19 protein-coding genes and 1 pseudogene are annotated in these 19,244 nt (G+C 69.6%); 10 read left to right on the forward strand and 10 right to left on the reverse strand.

The window, feature by feature from the left end; genetic code table 11:
- Positions 1 to 82 precede the first annotated feature (82 nt).
- The gene (locus tag AB0I66_RS00870; protein ID WP_363205513.1) at positions 83 to 883 is read left to right on the forward strand and encodes an MBL fold metallo-hydrolase; all 801 of its coding nucleotides are present in this window, start codon (positions 83 to 85) and stop codon (positions 881 to 883) included.
- A 24-nt stretch (positions 884 to 907) separates the two neighbouring features.
- On the opposite strand, the gene AB0I66_RS00875 is transcribed toward AB0I66_RS00870, so the two are convergent.
- Complete coding sequence (locus tag AB0I66_RS00875) at positions 908 to 1,477, reverse strand: hypothetical protein (RefSeq protein WP_363205514.1); 570 nt, start codon at positions 1,475 to 1,477, stop codon at positions 908 to 910.
- 199 nt (positions 1,478 to 1,676) lie between these two features.
- On the opposite strand from AB0I66_RS00875, the gene AB0I66_RS00880 reads away from it, so the two are divergent.
- Positions 1,677 to 2,282 carry a TetR/AcrR family transcriptional regulator gene (locus AB0I66_RS00880; RefSeq protein WP_363205515.1) on the forward strand — a complete coding sequence of 202 codons (606 nt, stop codon included), beginning with the start codon at positions 1,677 to 1,679 and terminating at the stop codon, positions 2,280 to 2,282.
- A 57-nt stretch (positions 2,283 to 2,339) separates the two neighbouring features.
- Entirely contained in the window at positions 2,340 to 3,455 is a 1,116-nt protein-coding gene (locus AB0I66_RS00885; protein WP_363205516.1) for an AI-2E family transporter, read from the forward strand.
- Between the two features lie 289 nt (positions 3,456 to 3,744).
- Here the strand turns inward: AB0I66_RS00885 and AB0I66_RS00890 are convergent, their stop codons facing one another.
- The 3 genes from AB0I66_RS00890 to AB0I66_RS00900 form a co-directional block, all read right to left on the reverse strand.
- Positions 3,745 to 4,908, reverse strand: a complete 1,164-nt coding sequence (locus tag AB0I66_RS00890) for a M20 family metallopeptidase (RefSeq protein WP_363205517.1) — start codon at positions 4,906 to 4,908, stop codon at positions 3,745 to 3,747.
- Positions 4,908 to 6,326, reverse strand: a complete 1,419-nt coding sequence (locus AB0I66_RS00895) for an aldehyde dehydrogenase family protein (protein WP_363205518.1) — start codon at positions 6,324 to 6,326, stop codon at positions 4,908 to 4,910. Before AB0I66_RS00895 ends, AB0I66_RS00890 begins: the two co-directional genes overlap by 1 nt.
- A gap of 64 nt (positions 6,327 to 6,390) precedes the next feature.
- Positions 6,391 to 7,953: a GMC family oxidoreductase N-terminal domain-containing protein gene (locus tag AB0I66_RS00900; protein WP_363205519.1), complete on the reverse strand. Its 1,563-nt coding sequence runs from the start codon at positions 7,951 to 7,953 to the stop codon at positions 6,391 to 6,393.
- A gap of 175 nt (positions 7,954 to 8,128) precedes the next feature.
- Here AB0I66_RS00900 and AB0I66_RS00905 point away from each other — a divergent pair, with 175 nt between their 5' ends.
- The 4 genes from AB0I66_RS00905 to AB0I66_RS00920 all read left to right on the forward strand — a co-directional run bounded on the left by AB0I66_RS00905 (position 8,129) and on the right by AB0I66_RS00920 (position 10,657).
- The gene (locus tag AB0I66_RS00905; RefSeq protein WP_363205520.1) at positions 8,129 to 8,623 is read left to right on the forward strand and encodes a hypothetical protein; all 495 of its coding nucleotides are present in this window, start codon (positions 8,129 to 8,131) and stop codon (positions 8,621 to 8,623) included.
- A gap of 112 nt (positions 8,624 to 8,735) precedes the next feature.
- Positions 8,736 to 9,932 carry an MFS transporter gene (locus tag AB0I66_RS00910; protein WP_363206636.1) on the forward strand — a complete coding sequence of 399 codons (1,197 nt, stop codon included), beginning with the start codon at positions 8,736 to 8,738 and terminating at the stop codon, positions 9,930 to 9,932.
- Between the two features lie 209 nt (positions 9,933 to 10,141).
- Positions 10,142 to 10,324 carry a hypothetical protein gene (locus AB0I66_RS00915; RefSeq protein WP_363205521.1) on the forward strand — a complete coding sequence of 61 codons (183 nt, stop codon included), beginning with the start codon at positions 10,142 to 10,144 and terminating at the stop codon, positions 10,322 to 10,324.
- Positions 10,325 to 10,441: 117 nt separating this feature from the next.
- The gene (locus AB0I66_RS00920) at positions 10,442 to 10,657 is read left to right on the forward strand and encodes a hypothetical protein (RefSeq protein ID WP_363205522.1); all 216 of its coding nucleotides are present in this window, start codon (positions 10,442 to 10,444) and stop codon (positions 10,655 to 10,657) included.
- Here the strand turns inward: AB0I66_RS00920 and AB0I66_RS00925 are convergent.
- Together AB0I66_RS00925 and AB0I66_RS00930 are read right to left on the reverse strand one after the other, a co-directional pair.
- Positions 10,616 to 10,844: pseudogene (locus AB0I66_RS00925) on the reverse strand (transposase); the annotation flags it as partial. The gene AB0I66_RS00920 and the pseudogene AB0I66_RS00925 overlap by 42 nt on opposite strands.
- A gap of 120 nt (positions 10,845 to 10,964) precedes the next feature.
- A complete protein-coding gene (locus AB0I66_RS00930) occupies positions 10,965 to 11,651 on the reverse strand; it encodes an HNH endonuclease family protein (RefSeq protein ID WP_363205523.1) in 687 nt (228 codons plus the stop codon).
- 143 nt (positions 11,652 to 11,794) lie between these two features.
- On the opposite strand from AB0I66_RS00930, the gene AB0I66_RS00935 reads away from it, so the two are divergent.
- On the forward strand, positions 11,795 to 11,929 hold the full coding sequence (locus AB0I66_RS00935) for a hypothetical protein (protein WP_363205524.1): 135 nt from the start codon (positions 11,795 to 11,797) through the stop codon (positions 11,927 to 11,929).
- A gap of 87 nt (positions 11,930 to 12,016) precedes the next feature.
- Here the strand turns inward: AB0I66_RS00935 and AB0I66_RS00940 are convergent, their stop codons facing one another.
- Complete coding sequence (locus AB0I66_RS00940) at positions 12,017 to 14,197, reverse strand: MMPL family transporter (RefSeq protein WP_363205525.1); 2,181 nt, start codon at positions 14,195 to 14,197, stop codon at positions 12,017 to 12,019.
- 204 nt (positions 14,198 to 14,401) lie between these two features.
- On the opposite strand from AB0I66_RS00940, the gene AB0I66_RS00945 reads away from it, so the two are divergent.
- On the forward strand, positions 14,402 to 15,577 hold the full coding sequence (locus tag AB0I66_RS00945) for a sensor histidine kinase (protein ID WP_363205526.1): 1,176 nt from the start codon (positions 14,402 to 14,404) through the stop codon (positions 15,575 to 15,577).
- Positions 15,552 to 16,223: a response regulator transcription factor gene (locus AB0I66_RS00950; protein ID WP_363205527.1), complete on the forward strand. Its 672-nt coding sequence runs from the start codon at positions 15,552 to 15,554 to the stop codon at positions 16,221 to 16,223. Before AB0I66_RS00945 ends, AB0I66_RS00950 begins: the two co-directional genes overlap by 26 nt.
- Positions 16,224 to 16,226: 3 nt before the next feature.
- Here the strand turns inward: AB0I66_RS00950 and AB0I66_RS00955 are convergent, their stop codons facing one another.
- The 3 genes from AB0I66_RS00955 to AB0I66_RS00965 all read right to left on the reverse strand — a co-directional run bounded on the left by AB0I66_RS00955 (position 16,227) and on the right by AB0I66_RS00965 (position 19,197).
- Entirely contained in the window at positions 16,227 to 17,195 is a 969-nt protein-coding gene (locus AB0I66_RS00955; RefSeq protein ID WP_363205528.1) for an NAD(P)-dependent alcohol dehydrogenase, read from the reverse strand.
- 121 nt (positions 17,196 to 17,316) lie between these two features.
- A complete protein-coding gene (locus AB0I66_RS00960; protein ID WP_363205529.1) occupies positions 17,317 to 18,213 on the reverse strand; it encodes a hypothetical protein in 897 nt (298 codons plus the stop codon).
- A 63-nt stretch (positions 18,214 to 18,276) separates the two neighbouring features.
- Positions 18,277 to 19,197: a bile acid:sodium symporter family protein gene (locus AB0I66_RS00965; protein WP_363205530.1), complete on the reverse strand. Its 921-nt coding sequence runs from the start codon at positions 19,195 to 19,197 to the stop codon at positions 18,277 to 18,279.
- Between the last annotated feature and the right edge of the window lie 47 nt (positions 19,198 to 19,244).

A 19,244-nucleotide genomic window follows, 5' to 3' on the forward strand; every position in this document is an offset into this window, starting at 1 on the left:
CGCCTCGGGAGCGGACGAGTCGAAGTCAACTCGGGGGAATATGCCTGGCCTTGAGGCCCCCTCCAGTGGCACCATCTGCCACATGCCCCCTTCCTTGCAGGTCGGCCCATATACCGTCATCGCGCTGACGGACGGCGAGGGCCCCTTCTTCTCGCCCAGGTCGCAGGCATTCCCCGCCGCCACCACGCAGCAGTGGGCGGCGGCCGACCAGCTCGATCCCGGCGCAGTGGATGCTGAGGGGCACTGGCGGCTGCAGTTCCGCGCGTTCGCGATCCGCAGCGACCAGGGTGTGACGTTGGTCGATGCGGGGATCGGCCCGGCCGACAGCCCTGCGGCCTCCTGGGCGCCCGTGCCCGGTGCGCTCCCGGCTTCGCTGGCCGCCGCGGGCATCGAGCCGACCGACGTCGACACCGTGGTGCTCACCCACCTGCACACCGACCACGTGGGCTGGGCCGTCCTCGGCGGCCGGCAATCGCAGCCGTTCTTTCCCAACGCCCAATACCTCCTGCAGCAGGCCGAACTCGACGCGCTCGAAGAGATCAACCCGCAACTGCGATCCCACGTGATCGACCCCCTCCAAAAGAGCGACCAGCTGCGCCTGCTCGACGGCGACGTTCCGCTGCCCAGCGGCGAACGCATCGTCGCCACACCCGGCCACACACCCGGCCACCAGAGCGTCCTCGTCACAGCGGGGCGTGAGCAGGTCGCCGTCACCGGTGACCTGCTCGTGCACGCGATCCAACTGCTGCACCCCGAACTCGCCTACGCCCACGAGATGGACCCGCAACAGGCAAGGTCCTCAAGGGAACAGGTGCTCCACAGCCCGGCCGCCACCCTTCACCTCGCGACCCCGCACCTGACCGAGCCGTTCATCACCCGCTGACCCGACCGCGACCGGGCCACCCGGTCACCGCGTGGTGGTCCGACGCAGGCGGAAGGCGGAGAGAAGGAAGAAGATTCCGCCGAGCAACCCATAGCCGGCCAGCGCGCTCAGCGAGGCGTCGCCCTTGCCGGCCTGCGCGATGAAGGAACCTCCGGCGAGGGTGGACAGGGCGCCGCTGACGATCATCGGCCACTGGCCTGTCATGCCGCGCCGCAGGATGCCCACGATCAGTTGGACGAGTCCCGCGGTGATCGCCCAGAGCCCCCAGACGCGCAGGACGGCCGGGATACCGGACGATGCCGCGGCGGCCAGGCCCGCAGCGGCCAAAGTGCTCAGCGCGATGTTCGCGTAGAGAGCGCGCGCCGGTCCGCCGTTCGGTTTGGTGGTCCTGGCGTCGATGACGGCGCACCCCACGTCGAACAGGGGATAGACCAGCAGCAGCGTCACGCTGAGAGGGCCCAGGGTGCGCGCGGAGGTGAACAGCAGAACGGCCCACACGGCGGCGAACGTGAAGCGCGCGAGATACAGGTGGCGCAGTGCCGTGGAGGCACGCGCGGCCACATCAGTGGCCGGAGTGACAACAGTGGTGTCCATGGGGTTCCTTCTGGTGGAAGCCAGCGAGCGGCGTGGATGGAGCGGCATACGGGAGCGATGTGCCGTGTGATCGTGGCTGGCCATGGCGCCCCCTACGACCGGCGAGGGAGAACGTTCGGTCTCTTTCTCGATTGAAGGGCGTCACCGTCCCGCTGTCAAGACCGAACGTTCTCCCTCACCGGCTGGTACGGTTACCGCCATGAGCGTGCGCACACAAGGCGGTACCGACGGCGAGAACACCTCCCCGGCGCGCTCGCGCCTGCTCGACACCGCGACCCGGATCTTCTACGCGGAGGGCATCCACTCCGTCGGCGTGGACCGCATCACCGCGGAAGCCAAGGTCACCCGCGCCACCCTGTACCGGCACTTCAAGGGCAAGGACGAGCTGATCCTTGCCTACCTCCAACAGGCCGACCACGGCATTCGCGCTCAGGTCGCGGCCGCCCAGGCGCAGGACGGTCCGGCGGCCGACAACGCCCGGGCCATCGCCCGGACCATCACCGAGGGCATCCAGTACTCCGGATTTCGCGGGTGTGCCTTTCTGAACGCGGCAGCCGAATACCCCGACGCGGCACATCCCGTCCACCAAGCCGTTCTGGCACACCGTCAATGGTTTCTGGAAACCGTCACGCAGGTTCTGGCACACGCCGGCTGCACGCCCGCCGACGCGGCAGGGCGCCACTTCGTCATGCTGCGCGACGGCGCCATGGCAGCCGGTTGCCTCTACGACCCGACGCTGATCTGCGAGACGTTCCTGGACGGCGTCGAAGGCATCCTCACCACATCCACAACTCCCGCCGCCTGACGCTTCTACGGGGCTGCGGTGCACCCGTGGGACGGAAGTATCCATAGGGTGTCCCCCATGCCTGCCACGCTTAGTTCTACGAAAACCGCAGCGGCGCTCCGCCAGTCGGCGCGGGTCTCCGCCGAGCTGCTGCTGGTCGTTCTGGCCGCCACGGCGGCCCTGTGGGTGCTGGGTCGGATGTGGTCAGTGATCTGGCCGCTCATAGTGGGCCTCCTGCTCACCACGCTGACCTGGCCCCTGGCCCACTTCCTGCGTCGGCGCGGCTGGCCCCCGGCGTTGGCCGCCTCGGTGGTGACCGTGCTGTTCCTCGTGGCCGCCGCGGGCATCGTGGCGCTGATCGCGGTACCGGTGGCCTCCGAGTCCGGTGAGCTGAGCGACGGCGTGGTCCAAGGCATCGAGAAACTCCGCCAGTGGGCCGCCGGGCCGCCCCTCAACATCGACGACGCCCAGATCTCGGGAGGAGTCGACTCGGCAACCGACCGGATCAAGGACAGCGTCGGCAGCATGGTCAGCACTCTGTTCACCGGAGTGAGCACCGTGCTGAACGGCCTTGTCACCGCGATCCTGGCGCTCTTCTTGATGTTCTTCTTCCTGAAGGACGGCCCTCGCTTCCTTCCCTGGCTCTCCCGTCAGCTCCCCGGCCGGCTCGCCACCCACATCCCCACCGTGGCCGCCCGCAGCTGGGACACCCTGGGCGCCTTCGTACGCTCCCAGGCACTCGTCGGCATGCTCGACGCCGTCTTCATCGGCCTGGGCCTGTGGATCCTGGACGTGCCCCTCGTCCTCCCGCTGGCCGTACTGACCTTCATCACGGCTTTCGTGCCGATCGTGGGCGCCCTGTTCGCCGGCGCGGTGGCCGTACTCATCGCCCTGGTCTCCAACGGTCTGACCGACGCGCTGATCGTGCTCGCCATCATCGTCGTGGTCCAGCAACTCGAGGGCAACGTCTTCCAACCGATCATCCAGAGCCGAGGGTTGGGCCTGCACGCAGGCGTGATCCTGCTGGCCGTCACCCTGGGCACCAACCTCGCCGGCGTCGTGGGAGGTCTGCTGGCCGTACCGGTGACCGCCCTGATCGCAGTGACCTGGAACTACATGCGCGAACAACTCAGCGACCCGCCCCAGGAGCCCGACACCGACGACACACAACCGGGCGCCACAGCCCCCTCATAACCCCTGCGCGCGACGCCTGATGAGATGCCGATCGCGTGCGCGGTGCTTGCCGGGCGGGTCTTCGTGCGCATCGCGCGGTCTGCTGCCGGGGGTGACGTCTGGACCGCGTTCACCCCTGGCACATGGTTGCTCGCCACAGGCTCGGGTGCGCTCGGCGCAGGGTTTCAGTTCTCCCTCTTGGTGTACGGCTTGCCCGCCGCATGGGCCGCGCCCGTGAGCCTCGTCTGCGGCTGTTTCGCCCTGGCCGCTCTGGCGATGGCGGGGCTCACGGCAGCCTTGAACCGGCATCTCAAGGGCGGTGCAACCCGTACTGGCGCGTCCCCGGGGCCAGATCCGCGGCGGTCCACGCCATCGCGGTGGCACCGTCGAGCACTGCGCGGTCGGCGGTCGGTGTGATGCAGGCGGCGGTGAACTCAGGCTGGTGGTTGACGGCGTCGGTGCAGCCGAGGCCGAGCATGGGGTGGATGCTGGGCACGACGTGGGAGACGTTGCCCATGTCGGTCGCGGCGCCGACGGCGCCGCCCGGTGCGAGCGGCGGAAAACTGCGGCCCAGCGCCTCGGCGTTGGCCTGGTACAGGGCGAGCAGCGAAGGGTCGGGGCGCAGGTCCGCGTAGTCGGGGCCGCCGGAGCGGACGCTCAGGTCGCAGCCCGTGGCGAGCGCCCCCGCCTCGAAGCAGCGGTGCACGCGCGGGACCAGCCGGTCCAGGTTCTCCCGGGTGGCAGAGCGCACGATCCACCGGCCTCCGGTGCGGTCGGGGATGACGTTTGGGGCCGCTCCGCCGTCGGTCACGATGCCGTGGATGCGGTCGTCGCCGCGCGTCTGCTGGCGCAGCAGTCCGATGCCGACCTGAGCGAGCGTCATCGCGTCGAGGGCGTTGATCCCCTCCTCCGGCCAGGCCCCTGCATGGGCGGGGCGGCCTTGGTAGGAGACGTCGAACTGCGATACGGCAAGGCCCGGCATGGCCGCCATCTCGGTGGCCGCGGGGTGCACCATCATCGCGGCGTCCAGGCCTTCGAAGGCTCCGCGTTCCAGCATGAGGACCTTGCCGCCGCCGCCCTCCTCGGCGGGGGTGCCGAATACGGACACCGTCAGTCCGAGGTCGTCCGCCACGTCGGCAAGACCCACGGCGGCGCCGACGGCTGCTGCGGCGATGATGTTGTGTCCGCAGGCGTGGCCGATCCCGGGCAGGGCGTCGTACTCCGCGCATATCCCCACGTGGACCGGGCCGCTGCCGATCGTCGCGTGCACGGCGGTGGGCAAGTCGTAGCAGCCGTGGCGGACCTCGTAGCCCGCGCCGTCGAGTGCGTCGGCGACCCACCCGCTGGCGAGCGTCTCCTCGAACGCGAGCTCGGGGTGGGCGTGGATGCGGTGGGAGAGAGCCATCAACTCCCGTTCCGCGCGCAGGATCTCGGTGGCGATGCGGTCCTTGGCCGGGGTGCGGGGAGTCTCCATCAGCCGGCCTCCGCGATGTGGACCGAGACGGGGCGGGTGGCGGCGTCGTAGGCGGCGTGGGCCCCGGTGGCGCCCATGCCGCTGATGCCCGCCGGTTCGTACAGCCGCTCAGGGCCGCCGCCCTGCCACTGGTTGACCCACACCACGCCCGCGGGCAGCTGTTCGGCTGCGGCGATGTGCTCGGCGTCCTCTGTGTAGACGGTGGCGGCCAGGCCGAACTGCCCTCGGGCGGCGCGCTCGAGGCCCTCCTCGAACGAGTCGACCACGACGACGGGGGCGAGGGGGCCGAACGTCTCCTCCCGCAGGACGGCCATCGACTCGTCCACGCCGGTCAACACGGTCGCCGGGTAGAAGAAGCCGGGGCCGTCGGGCACAGTGCCGCCCGTATGGACCGTGGCGCCGCGTGCCACGGCGTCGACGACGTGCCCGTGGACGAGGTCGCGCTGGCGCCAGTCGACGAGCGGTCCCAGCGTGGTCTGCTCGTCGCGCCCGTCGCCGAGCACCTGGCCGGCGGCCTGCGCCACGAGCGCCTCGATGAAAGGTTCGGCGATGGATCGGTGGACGTAGACGCGCTCCATGGACGTGCAGATCTGGCCGGAGTTGACGAAGGCTCCGAACGCGACCGCCGCCGCCGCTCGTACCGGGTCGACCCCGGCGTCGATCACCACCGGGTCCTTGCCGCCGAGTTCGAGCACGCTGCGGTGCAGCCGCGCACCGGCCGCGGCCCCTACGGTACGTCCGGCCGCGACGGAGCCGGTGAAGTGCACCAGGTGTACGTCCTCGTGCTCGGCCAGCGGGATCCCTGCCCGGGCATCGCCCAGCACGAGGTTCAGCACGCCGGGTGGCGGGTCGAGCAGCTCGCACAGCCGCACCACGGACAGCGGGGCGCGTTCCGATGGCTTGACCACCACTGTGTTGCCCGCGGCCAGCAGGGGCCCGATGGCACCCAGCACCATCGGTACGGGGAAGTTCCACGGGGTGATCACGGCCGTGGCGCCCAGCGGCCGCCGCACGATCCGGGTGGTGCTCGCGCCGGGCCCGGGGATGCTCTGCTCGAAGACGTAGGACTGAGCCTGGTAGGCGGCAGCACGCAGTTGGAGGGCCGCGCCTTCGATGAACGTGATGCCGAGACCGACCGGCTTGCCCATCTCCCGGCACTCCAACTCGGCCAGTTCCGGGGCGTGTTCGGTGGCCGTGTCGGCCCAGTGGTGCAGCAGCTCGATCCGGTCGGCCAGTGCCCGCGCTGCCCACTGAGGCTGTGCGTCGACGGCGGCACGCACAGCGGCGTCGACGTCCTCGCCCGATCCGCCGGGCCAGTGCGCGACGAGCTCTTCGGTGGCGGGGTCGACGAGGTCGTGGAGCGTCTTGTCGTACGACTCCTGCCATGTTCCCGCTATCAGGTTCTGCAAGGTCTGCATGGAACTGGTGCTCCTTCGTGGACCGTTCCTTCGCCGAACGCTCCATTCGTGACCGTTGAAGTCGTCAGCCGAGACGGTCCGCCATGAGTTCCCCGACCATGATCGCGGCCAGGTTGGTGTTGGCTCGGGGGACGGAGGGGAAGACGGAGGCATCGACCACCCGCAGCCCCTGGAGGCCGTGCACGCGGCAGGCCGGGTCGACCACCGTCGTCGTGTCCGCGGAAGATCCCATGCGGCAGGTGCTCGTGCCGTGTTGTGCGTCGACCACATGGGTGAGCAGATGATCGTCCAGGTGTCCGTCGTCCTCGAGCGCGGCGAACAGGGAGGCGTTGTGGTCCGGGACGGGCGCCCGGACCGCCGACGCCACCGCCGGGCCGGTGGCCAGGCTCGCCAACTCCCGTACACCTGCACGGAGTCGGGACCGGTCTCGGGCGTCGGACAGCATGCGCTCGTGGACCTGGGGCTGCACGGTGGGGTTCGCGGAGACGAGCTGGAGGTGGCCGCGGGAGTACGTCTGGTTCAGCCACACTCCGACCCCGCCCGCGGGCAGATCGGTGTCGGCCGCCGCCATGGACAGCACGTTCTGGTTGAGGGACACGAACATCATGTCGTTCACATACGCGCCGGGTCCACTGGTGTAGCGGACGCAGACGTTGGTGTGCCGGTCGTCGGGCGTCTTGATGGCAGCCTCGCGAGTCAGCGGAAGCTCCAGGACGATCATGGGGTGGTCCTGCAGACCGACACCGACGGGCAGGTCCGCCCGTACGCTGATGCCCAGCTCCCGCAGGTGTGCGGACGGGCCGATGCCGGAGCGCAGCAGAATGGCGGGTGAATGGATCGCCCCGGCGCTCAGGACGATCTCGTCGCCGTACTCGGTCACTGCCGCCCCGTCGGCCAGCACACGGACACCGACCGCGCGGTTGCCCGAGAACACGACGCGGTCCACCAGTGCCCCGCCGCGCACCGTCAGGGTCGCCAGGTCGCGGGCGGGCTCCAGGTAGGCGTCGTTGACCGAGACGCGGCGCCCGGACCGGGAGTTGATCGGGTAGGGCGAGATCCCTGTCGCGCCGGGGGCATTGACGTCCGGCGCCCAGGCGTAGCCCGCGGCGCGTGCCGCTTCATGGAGCGCGTGGTCGGCGCCGCCCCAACGTGACTGCGGCGTACGGAAGATGGGGGTGGGGCCGTCGTGCCCGTGGTAGGGCTCGTCGCCGAACTCCGCGTCGTCCTCCAGCTTGGCGAAGTACGGCAGCACGTCCTTTCCGGACCATCCGGTACAGCCGGCGGCGTCCCAGTCGTCGAAGTCCTCCATCGGTGGCCGTATCGCGATCTGCCCGTTGACCGAAGAACTCCCGCCGACGCCGCGGCCGCGCCAGTACGGGATCTGCGGCTGCCGATCGGTCCTGGTCGCATTCAGGCCCGGCCACACCAGGTCTTGCGCGGCGGTCGGATCCAGCAGCGCTCGCACCGGATTCGGGGAGCGCCACACCTCCGGCATCTGAGCGGAACGGTAGTCGGGCCCGGCCTCGAGCAGCAGCACGCGCCGCCCGGCGGCGGCCGACCGGGCGGCCAGCGCGGCCCCCGCCGACCCGGCACCCACGACGATCAGATCCCAGCCTGGTTCGGGCATACGGCACCTCCGGTGTCAGATGAGCGAGATCCGCGACAGACTCGGATCGCCGTGAGAGGTAGACTGCAACGAGCCCAAAGTTCAGTCAATAGTGAACGTTCAATTCTCATTGACCGATCGCAGAGCACGACCACATGGACCGATCTCATCGATCCATCGATCTCGGGAGGCACGGGTGCCGACAGCGGGGGCAGCGGAAGCCGGCGGCGCGGCGGCGCTCATCGACGACTTCGGCCTGCACATCGGCCAGGCGATGGGGTGGCCGAAGATGGCCGGGCGCACCGCCGGGACCCTGATGATGAGCGAGACCCCTCTGACGCTCGCGCAGCTCATGGACGCGCTCGGCGCCAGCAAGGGCTCGATGTCGGAGACGACACGCCTGCTGATCACCAACGGCACGGTGGAGCGGTACAAGCCCGCGGGGTCGCGCCAATTCGTCTTCCGCTGGCGCGACGACGCCTGGGTGGGTTGCCTGCAGCACCAGCTCGAGCAGACCGCCCAACTGCGCGCCCTGGCCGAGCGGGCCCAGGAATCCACCGAGGGTCTCCCGCCCGAGCAGCAGCAGCGCGTGCGGCGAATGGTCGAGTACTACGCCTTCATGACGCAGCGGCTCGAGGTGCTCCTGGCGGACTTCACCACGAGCCAGGCGAGCCGGACACCGCGGACCTGAGACGGCGGTCACGCGTCCGTCCATCGCGCACGACACCACGCCAACTTCTCAAAACGCCCGCCTCTCCCCGACGGCGACTACGGTTCCGGTTGTGACTGATCGTCAGAACACCGTGTCGGACCGTCCACGGGGTGGCTATCTCCGGGCCGCCAGTGCCTTCGCCGTGTGTATGGCCGGCACCACGCTTCCCACCCCGCTCTACGGCCTGTACCAGGACGAGCTCGGCTTCTCCGAGCTGATCGTGACGGTCGTCTTCGCCGTCTACGCATTGGGCGTCATCGGCGTCCTGCTGCTCGCGGGCAACGTCTCGGACACCGTCGGCCGCAGACCGGTCCTGCTCTGCGGACTGGGGCTCGCCGCGCTCAGTGCGGTGTGCTTCCTGTTCGAGGGCGGCCTGCCGCTCCTGTACCTCGGGCGGCTGCTGTCGGGACTGTCCGCCGGGCTGTTCACCGGCGCGGCGACCGCGTACGTGATGGAGTGCGCCCCGCCCGGCAAGGAGGGGCGGGCCGCCTTCGCTTCGACCGCGGCCAACATGGGAGGCCTCGGCTGCGGCCCGCTTCTCGCGGGGCTGCTGGCCCAGTACGCACCGATGCCGCTGTCCCTGCCGTTCGTGGTGCATCTTGTCCTGGTGGGGATCGCGTTCGCCATGATCTGGTCCCTGGCCGAGACCGTGCGCGCCCCGAAGCCCCTGCACACGGCACGACCACAGGGACCCAGCCTGCCGCCTGGGGTCCGCCAGGTCTTCGTGCCCGCCGCACTCGCGGCCTTCGTCGGCTTCTCCCTGCTGGGGGTGTTCACCTCGGTGTCCCCCGCCTTCCTGACCCACACGCTCGACGTCACCAACCTCGCCCTCATCGGGCTCATCGTCTTCCTGGCGTTCTTCGCATCCACCATCGGTCAACTCCTGGTCAGCAGGCTGGGTGTGGCAAGGGCGCTGCCGCTCGGCTGCCTCCTGCTGATCGCCGGTCTGGGTCTGTTGGCGGGGGCGTTGGCCTGGGAGAAACTCCCCTTGGTGGTATTCAGCGCACTGGTGGGCGGTGCGGGTCAGGGACTTGCCCTGCGGGCCGCGGTGGCAGGCGTCGCGGACGCAGCCCCTGAGACACATCGGGCGGGTGTCATCTCATCGCTCTTCGTGGTCGCGTACACGGGCATCTCGATCCCCGTCATCGGCATCGGCGTGCTCTCCGAGCCACTCGGCCTGGAGGAGGCCGGGCTTGTCTTCATCGGTGTCATGGTGCTGCTCGCCGCAGCCGCCGGCACCTATCTGGTGCGTCGCCCGGCAGGGGCCGTACGCCATGGGGGTTCGTGACTCATCCTCGACACATGTCGCGATCGCTGCACGGATCGCATCTGCGTCATGGATCGTCCACGTCCACAACAACCCCATCGTGCCGGTGCATTGACGAGTCCCCGAGACAGCCTGCCAGGCGTGATCGGCAATGCGCGGGGCACTCGGCGAGGAGCGGCGCGGCCACCGGAATCGCCTGTGGTCCGCCGTTCATCGACAGGAGAAAACACATGCTGGCACTCGGGGCGGCCGTAATCTTCTTCATCGCCTTCCTCATCCAGGCGACCGAGACGTCGACGGAGGCAATCTTCAGCCCGACGAGTCTCATGCTCGTCGGGCTTACCCTTCTCGCGTTGCACGTGGGTGGCGTCGGGTCGGGCTGGTCCACACGTAGACGTGGAGGCCGACGCTGAGCCTCGGCGGGCTCAGACCAACGTGGCGCATGGGCCCGGCAGAGCCGGCCGGAAGGCCGGGCATGCAAAGCCGGGGCCATGCCCGCCTTGTCAGTGCCAATTGGCACGATCAGGGTCATGACCAGCCACACCGACGCCCCCGTCCCCCTCCCGGCCAACCACCGCGTCTCCGAGAGCTACGTCGACTGGGTGCGCACACAGGAGCCGGGCACCGAGCCCACCACGCGCGCCGTGCTCGACCAGGCCGACCGGAAGCGGGGGCGGGCCTGGGAGAAGCCAGGCCGGTTCTCGCTATGCCTGGTTGGCGTTGCGATGGACCAGCCCGGCTCGTAGAACGTTGGTTGCTCCAACGACGTCGGCGTGAGCTTGGTGGCCGCAGCTGACGCAGTGGAACTTCTCCTGTGTGGGCCGGTTCTCCCTGGCGGTCGGTGTGCCCGCATGTGGGGCATCGGCTGGAAGTGTTGCGAGGGTCCACGGCGATCACTTCCCGTCCGGCGCTTGCAGCCTTGGCGGTGAGAATGCACCGCCGCCAAGGCGCCCCGCCCAGCACCTCCGCGGTTTGCCGGAGGCTGGGCGGAGCAGGCCCAACCGAAGGCGCCGCGTGGCTGACTGACTGTTCCGGCCCCTCCCCGCTGCGGAGCTAGGACGCCGCCGTGTAGGTGACCGCGGTGTCCTTGCACTGGCCGGACGCGAAGACGGCGATGGCATCAAGCTCGGCCGGATCCGCGGCCAGGTCCCAGCGCAGCTTGGTGCCCACCCACTCCGCGACATAGCGGCAGTGCGCGGACGGCAGCGGCGGCAGCCACTGGGCAGGGTCCTGGCCGGCCTTGGCGCGGTGCGTCCGGGTGGTGACCGCGACGAGGGAGGCCGGGGCTCCCAGGTCGTTGGCGTAGGCCTCGCGGCGGCCCTCGCTCCATTGGGATGCGCCGGAGTCCCATGCCTCGGCGAGGGGGACCAGGTGGTCGACGGCGATCTTGTCGGCGTCCTCGACCTCCTGGGCGTCGTAGTACGACAGCCACTCACCGCCGGAGAGTTCGCAGCCCGCACCGACGGACGGCGCCTCGGCGGCCTCGGCGATCAGCACCTCGGCACGGGTGTCACACCCGTCGCCTTTCTCCGCCCCGGCGTTCCAGTGCTTGAACGCGGCGCGGGCGTAGCCGTGCCGGCGCTCGTCGGAGACCGGGAGGCGATGTACGGCGTCGGCCAGGGTCGTGGTCTGGGCGTCAACGGGCTGCGCCCGCGCCGGAGTCGGCGCAAAGGACGGGGCAAGGAGCGGGACGAGGGACAGGGTGAGCGCGGTCAGGCCGCGGGCAACGTTTTTGATCACCCGGGCAGCCTCCACGGCTCCCGGACACGGTCTGCGGGCCCGCGCCGACGCGTCAGCCAAGTGCAGAAAAAGTTCACCGCAGAAACGTTCACCCCCACATCGAACAGGACAGAAGAGAGCCGATGGCGGAGAGGACGGGTGAGATGTACGCAGGAGACTTGGCAGCCCCCGGCGGAGGGCCCGACGGTCCCCCATGGCTCGGGATCGCCTTCGGCGTGGTGGCGGTCGTCGTAGCCGTGTTCTTCGCGGTGAGCCTCTGGCGAGGCCGCGGAAAGTAGGAAGAAGCAGGCAGAGGAGGGTGACACCGGTTGAGGCTGTCACCCTCCTCCCTTCTGCCGGGTGCAGCCGCACCCACCTGTGGTCGCTCAGTCGGAGCGTTCGATGGACACCTTGGGCAGTCTCCTGGCCAGCGCGGCAGGGAGCCACCAGGCCGATGTGCCGAGCATCTGCATGACAGCGGGGACGATCAGGCATCGGATGACCACGGCGTCCAGCAGGATGGCGACGGCCAGGCCGAGTCCGAACTGCTGGAGCATGCGGTCGGAGCTGACGACGAACGCCCCGAAGACGAACATCATGATGGCTGCGGCGGCGGTGATGACTTTGCCGGTGGAAGCGAGTCCTTCGCGTACGGCCTGCGACGGGTCTCGGGTGCGCGTCCACTCTTCATGGATGCGGGAGATGAGGAAGACCTCGTAGTCCATGGACAGCCCGAAGACGATCGCGAAGATCAGCGCGGGGATGAAGGCTTCGACGGGCCCCGGCTGGGCTCCGAACCAGCCGTGCTGGAACACCAGGGTGATCACGCCCAGGGCGGCGGAGATGGACAGCAGGTTCAGGACGGCGGCCTTGACGGGAATCCAGATCGACCGGAAGACCAGCAGGAGCAGGAGCGAGGAGACGCCGACGACGACGGCGATGAACAAGGGCAGCCGGTCGGCGAGGGTTTCGGAGACGTCCTGGGAGGCGGCCGTGGCACCGCCGACCAACACCTTGGCCCCGGTGGCGTGCTCCAGCGGCGGGGCCACGTCGTCGCGGAGACGGTGCACGAGGTCGACGGTGCCCTCGTCCTGCGGCGAGGTCGTCGGGTAGACGAAGACGGTGGACAGGGCGCCGTCGGCGGAGGGCAGCGCAGGACTGGCGTCGGCCACGCCGGCGGTGGCGGCGAGCTCTGCCTGGACGGCCTTGCCGGCTTCTTGATCGCCCTTCACCAGGACGATGAGCGGACCGTTGAAGCCGGAGCCGAAGCCCTCGGCGAGCAGATCGTACGCGTGGCGGGACGTGGTCTCCCTTGGGTCGTTGCCCGAGTCGGCGAACCCCAGGCGCATGCCCAGCGCCGGCGCGGACAGGGCCAGGAGGGCGATCACGCCGGCCAGCAGGGTGGGGACCGGGCGCCGCTGCACCGCACGTGCCATGGCGCGCCATCGGTTCCCCTCGGTCTTGCCCTTCTCGGCGGCCTTGGCCTGCTGCCGGAGAACAAGGCGTTGGATGCGCCCGCCGAACAGCGCGAGCAGGGCAGGCAGCAGCACCAGGGAGGCAGCCATGGTGACCAGGACGGTGACGGCCACCGCGAGGGCGATGCCCTGCAGCGAGCCGAGCCCGAGGGCGACCAGGCCCAGCAGAGCGACGATGACCGTGCAGCCCGCGAAGAAGACCGTGCGGCCGGCGGAGTCGAGGGCCTTGCGGCCGGCTTCCGCGGTCCGGGCACCGGCCAGAAGTTCATGGCGATAGCGGTAGAAGATCAGCAGGGCGTAGTCGACGCCGACGCCCAGGCCGACGAGCATCAGGATGGGCGGGGTGAAGTCGGCGACGGTGAGGAGGTGGGAGGCCAGGGCGATCAGGCCGATGGCGCCGCCGACGGCGAACAGGGCGGTGATCAGCGGCAGTGAGGCCGCCAGCAGCGAACCGAACAGCAGGACCAGGATGACCAGGGCGGCCACGATCCCCGCGAGTTCGGCGGTGGGGCCCGCCTTGTCCTCCGCATTGCGCGCGGCTTCGCCGCCCACCTCGACCTGGAGGTGCTCGGTGGCGATGCTCTGCGCGACGTCGATGATCTGGGCGACGTCCTCCTTGGGGACGTTCTCCGTCTTGCCCTCCAGCGTGACGGACGCGTACGCGATCGTGCCGTCCCCGGACACGGCCGAACCATCGGCGAAGGGGCTGCGTACGTCGGCGACCCCCGCCATGTGCTGCACCTTGGCCAGCATCGGTTCGATGCCGGCCCGGGCACTCTTGATGCCTGCGGTGTCCTTGAAGACGATCTCGACGCTGTCGCCCGCCTGGTCACTGCCGTGCTTCTCGAACAGGTCGGTGGCCGCCTGGGAATCGGTGCCCGGCAGCGAGAAGTCGTTCTTGTACGCGGCACCGGCGACAGTGGAGCCCAGCGTGATGGCGGCCACCACGGCCACCCAGAGCAGGAGGGCGGCCCAGCGATGACGCTGCGCCCATCCTGCCAGGGCGCCGAACCGTCCGACGGGCGCGGACGGTTCGGCGCCCTGTGGCGTGGGCGGAGCAAGGGACGCGGCAGAGCCGCGGGAGGAAGACATGCCCTTGATCGTGCTCGTCAGCCCCGGGCGCGAGCGTCGGCCTACGGCTGACACTCGTCCTGCACCAGCGGCAGGAGGCTGGGGCGGCGCCGTACACCAGTGGATGTACGGCGCCGCCTACCGCGTACCTCTCCAGCACCCAACCTGAGCGCAAACGCATACATAGCACCCAATCTCGTGCCGTGTTGCAGGCAGAATGAAGCAATGCCGCACCTCGACGTCACGCGCCTCCGCCTGCCCACCGGGCCACGTGCCGACATGGCGCTCGCCGGGGTCGTGCTGGTGCTCGTGGGGGTGGCCGAGGGGCAGCGCCTGGGCTCGAACTGGGACGCGACCCCATCGCTGGTCGGCTCCTGGATCCTGGCGGTGGCGGTGTGTGCGGCGCTGCCGCTGCGTCGCCGCCATCCGGTGGCGGTCGGCTGGTTCACGGTGATCGGCACAGGCGTCTACCACCTGCTGAGCACGGTCGACGGCCCGCTCGTCGTGATCCCCATCGCCGCGCTGTACGCGCTGGCGGCCCAGGGCCGGACGAAGGCATCGGTCGCCATGGCCGCAGTGATGGTCGTCGGCGTGGGTGCGGGAGTCTTGGTCGGCACCGGTGACGTCAGCGGCACAGCGGTGTTCATGCTGACCGGCTGGCTGGTCGCGGTGGTGGCGCTGGGCGCGATGCGACACGGCCGCATCGCCTACGCCGAGGAGGTGGCGAGGCTGCGCACCACGCAGGAGCGGTTGCGCATCGCCCGTGAACTGCACGATGTGCTCGGCCACAACATGTCGATGATCCACGTGCAGGCGTCGTCCGCCCTGCACAGGCTGCGCAAAGATCCCGCCCAGGCGCAGGAAGCACTCAGCGCCATCAAGCAGGGCAGCAAGGAAGGACTGCGGGAACTGCGCGCCACCCTGGGCGTCCTGCGCCAGGTCGACGAAGAGGCTCCCACCGCTCCCCCGCCGAGCCTGACCAGGATCGACGAGCTGGTTGCCGCAACCGCTCGGGCGGGTCTGGACGTACGCGTCGAGCAGAGCGGAACCCCCTCACCACTCCCGGCATCGGTGGACCTCGCCGCCTATCGCATCGTCCAGGAAGCACTGACCAACACCGTCAGGCACAGCGGCGCCCGGCACGTCGTCGTCCGCATCCACCACGGCGACCGGGAACTGAAGCTCAGCGTCCAGGACGACGGACAAGGTGCACCCCTCTTCGGGCCCGGGAACGGCAGCGGGATCGCGGGCATGACGGAAAGGGCACGTGCGCTGGGCGGCACGCTGAGCGCCGAACGGGGCAGCGCGGGCGGCTTCGCCGTCCAGGCCCGGCTACCGTTCTCAGACCACCACGAACCGATCGGCGGAACAGCTGATGATCAGGATCCTGCTGGCGGATGACCAGCGCCTCGTGCGCGCCGGGATCCGCGGCATCCTCGACGACGAGGACGACCTGCACGTGGTCGCCGAGGCCGCCGACGGGCAGGCCGCCCTCGCCGCCTGTCGCGCGCTACGGCCCGACGTGGTCCTCATGGACATCCGCATGCCGGTCATGGACGGGCTGGAAGCCGCACGCCGCATCACCGCCGACGAGGAACTGTCGACGGTCAGGGTGGTCATGCTGACGACCTTCGACCTCGACGAGTACGTGTACGGGGCCCTGCGAGGCGGCGCCACAGGCTTCCTCGTCAAGGACACCGAACCGGCGGAACTCCTGCACGCGGTGCGCGTCGCCATGCGAGGCGACGCGCTCATCAGCCCCTCCGTCACCCGCCGGCTCATCGCCGAATTCGCCGGCCGCCCGGACGAACCCAGGGAGCCCGACCAGCGCCTCGACGCGCTGACCGGCCGCGAACGTGAAGTCATGCGGCTGATCGCCGCCGGCCGCACCAACGACGAGATCGCCGCACAACTGGTGGTCTCGCCCCTGACCGCGAAGACCCACGTCAGCCGCATCATGGCCAAACTCGGCGCCCGCGACAGATCGCAAGTGGTGGTCATGGCCTACGAGTACCGCATGGTCAGCCCCGGTTGGCTCACGGACTGAATCTCACACGCTCACGACGATCTTGCCCCGGGGATGCCCCGTCTCCAGATGCCTGATTGCTGTGACGGCCTCGTCGAGCGGATACGTACGGTCGATGGCCGGTGTGATCGTGCCGTTCTCGGCGAGCTGCTTGAGGGCCATCAGGTCCTCGTGGCGCACCTTCGCGATCAGGCTGCTCAGCGTCTGGCCGAGGAAGGGTGAGAGCACGTAGCCGCCGAGCTGGCGCCCCATTCCACCCACCCAGTCGCCGCCGCCTTCGCCCCCGACCATCACCAGGACACCTTTCGGGGCCAGTGCGCGGCGCAGCAAGGACAGCGGGCGGTTGCCCGCGGTGTCCACGATGATGTCGAACAGCTGCTGGGAGTCGGTCATCTCCCCGGTGGTGTAGTCGATGACGTGGGTGGCGCCCAGGGCCCGCACGAAGTCCGCGTTGCTCGGGCCGCAGACGGCGGTGACCTCAGCTTTCTGTACGACGGCGAGCTGCACGGCATAGGAGCCGACGCCGCCGGACGCGCCGATGACCAGGATCTTCTGCCCGGGTTCGGGGCGGGCCTTGCCGCTGAGGGCCTGGTGGGCGGTGACTCCGGAGACGGGGAGAGCCGCGGCCTGTTCGAAGGTGAGGTTGACGGGCTTGGGCGCCAGCTTGTCGGCCCTGGCGCAGGCGTACTGGGCCAACGAGCCGTCGCCGCTGCCGAAGACCTCCTGCCCCGGCTCGAAGCGCGTCACCTTCGTACCGACCGTCTCGATCACTCCGGAAAGGTCCCAGCCGCGGACCGGGTTCTTGGGCTTGCGCGGTCCCAGGGCGAGGCGGGCGATGTAGGGCTTGCCCGTCATGAGGTGCAGGATGCTCGGGTCCACCCCGGCGGCATGTACCTGGACCAGCACTTCGTTGTCCTTGGGAACGGGACGGTCGACGTCGCGCAGTTCCAGGCCGTCGGCGGTGCCGTAGGAGCCTTGGGCAATGGCCTTCATGGGCCCTCCTGATGGGGAGACTGCCCCCGAGCATCGCGCCGGGCCGACCTGCTGACCAGCCTCCGAGCGGCTTTCTGGATTCCCGGCAGTGCTGGGCCGGTTCAGCTTCCGCCGTCCGGGCTCAGAACAGGCCGACAGGGAGGACGTCCAGGGCCGCCAGCGGTCCCGCCACCCCGATGGCCGCCAACGCCACGGTCATGGCGAGGGAGAGGAGGAAGACGATGAGGGCGAAGGCCAGCGTGCCGGCAGTGCGGCGACCCACCTGGGCAACCTGTCCGGCAGCCGTCGGATCGTAGAGAATCCGCACCTGCTCCGCGGACTCGTAGGTGTCCGTGAGTTGGCGGGTCCGCCCGTCGGCGTCGGTGAACTCGTAGGTACCGGAGTACAGCTTGCGTCCCTCGACGAGGACGCCGCAGGTGCGCAGCCTCCATGTCTCTCGGGTCATCTCCCAGCCTGCGCGCACACCGTGGCGGAGCGGAACCGCGACAGCGCCGATCAACCAGCACGCCAGGGCCGCGTACCACTCGACCGCACCCGAAAGACCGGCGATCAGCATCGTCGCCGCTGCCAACATGTAGAGCGACACCGAACAACGCAAGACCGCGCGGCGCCGGTCGATGACCGGCTTCGCCACCGCTGCCCGCGTCATCAACAGGGCTCCGTCGGGCCGGGGTTGGGCCTCGTCGCGGACCGGCAGGGACTGCCTCAGCGTGTGGGCAAAGGCCAGCACGGCTGGAGCGCTGCGACTGTAGACCGTCAAGGACTCCTGATCGCTTGCCTGCGGCGCGGTGAGTACGACCACAAGTCTGCGTCCCTTGGGCCCCTTGACCTCCACCCGCTCGATCGCCGCAACCGGTATGCGCCTCTGGGAAGCGCGTGACTGCACGATCAGGACGCCGTGATCCAGCCGGGTCACAGAACCGCGACGCCGTCCGGGCAGGATCACCGGAGAGGCGGCCTGCGCATTCGTGCTCGCAGCCGCGTCGGCAGCCGCAGTTGATATCCCGTCCGAGGTCATTCGGGCAGACTAAAGCGTGATGCGGGGGTTGGCAGCCGGGCAGGCAAAGCGAAAGTGTTGTTACTACGGGCCGACCGGTTTTTGCGGTGTCGGGGGCGCGGCGGAGGGGTGAGTGGTGCCTGTCGGAGCCATGCGGCGCAGCAGGAAACCGGTGGCCAGGGCCATGGCGAACATCAGCACCGCGTACACCGCCGAGGGGATCGCCATGCGGGTGCTGTCCAGGAGCGAGGGGCTCAGGGCGATCGCCATCGACAGCGTGGTGTTGTGCATGCCGATCTCGAAGCAGGTGGCGACGGACTGCCGGTGATCGCCGCGGACCAGCCGGGTCGCGCCGTAGCCGACGCTCAGGGAGATGACGCCGAAGAGGAAGGTCACCAGGCCTACGTCGGCGAGGTAGCCCAGCACGTTCTTCCGCTCGGCGGCGAGTGCCGCGATGATGATCCCGACGAGCGCGGCCACCGCCGTCACCTTCACCACCCGGGTGGAGCGTTCGGCGAAATCGGGTCGCCGGTGCCGAACCAGCATCCCGGCCGCCACCGGCACCAGTACGACCAGGAACACCTGCAGTGTCTTGTCGAAACGCAGGCCCAGCGCCTCATCAGTGCCGCTCATGAAGTGGTTCAGGGAAAGATTCACCACGATCGGCAGCGTCACGACCGCGATCACCGAGTTGATGGCGGTCAGGGTCACGTTCAGGGCGACGTCACCGCCAAAGAGGTGGCTGAAGATGTTGGCCATGGTGCCGCCGGGAGACGCCGCGAGCAGCATCATGCCGACCGCCAGCGCGGGGCCCAGGTCGAAGGCGAACACCAGGCCCAGGCAGGCGGCGGGCAGCAGCACCAGCTGGCAGAACAGCGCGCAGGCCACCGGCCGCGGAAACGCCGCGATCCTACGGAAGTCGGCCACGGCCAGACCGAGTCCGAGACCAAACATGATCACGGCGAGGACAGCGGGAAGCAGATAAGTGGTCAACGGTGAGTCCACCACAACAGACTCCGGGACACCGCCGGAAAAGTACACGCCCAGGGCCC

Origin of the sequence: Streptomyces sp. NPDC050439 (assembly GCF_040655335.1) — a bacterium.
In the GTDB taxonomy this organism is placed as follows: Bacteria; Actinomycetota; Actinomycetes; order Streptomycetales; family Streptomycetaceae; genus Streptomyces.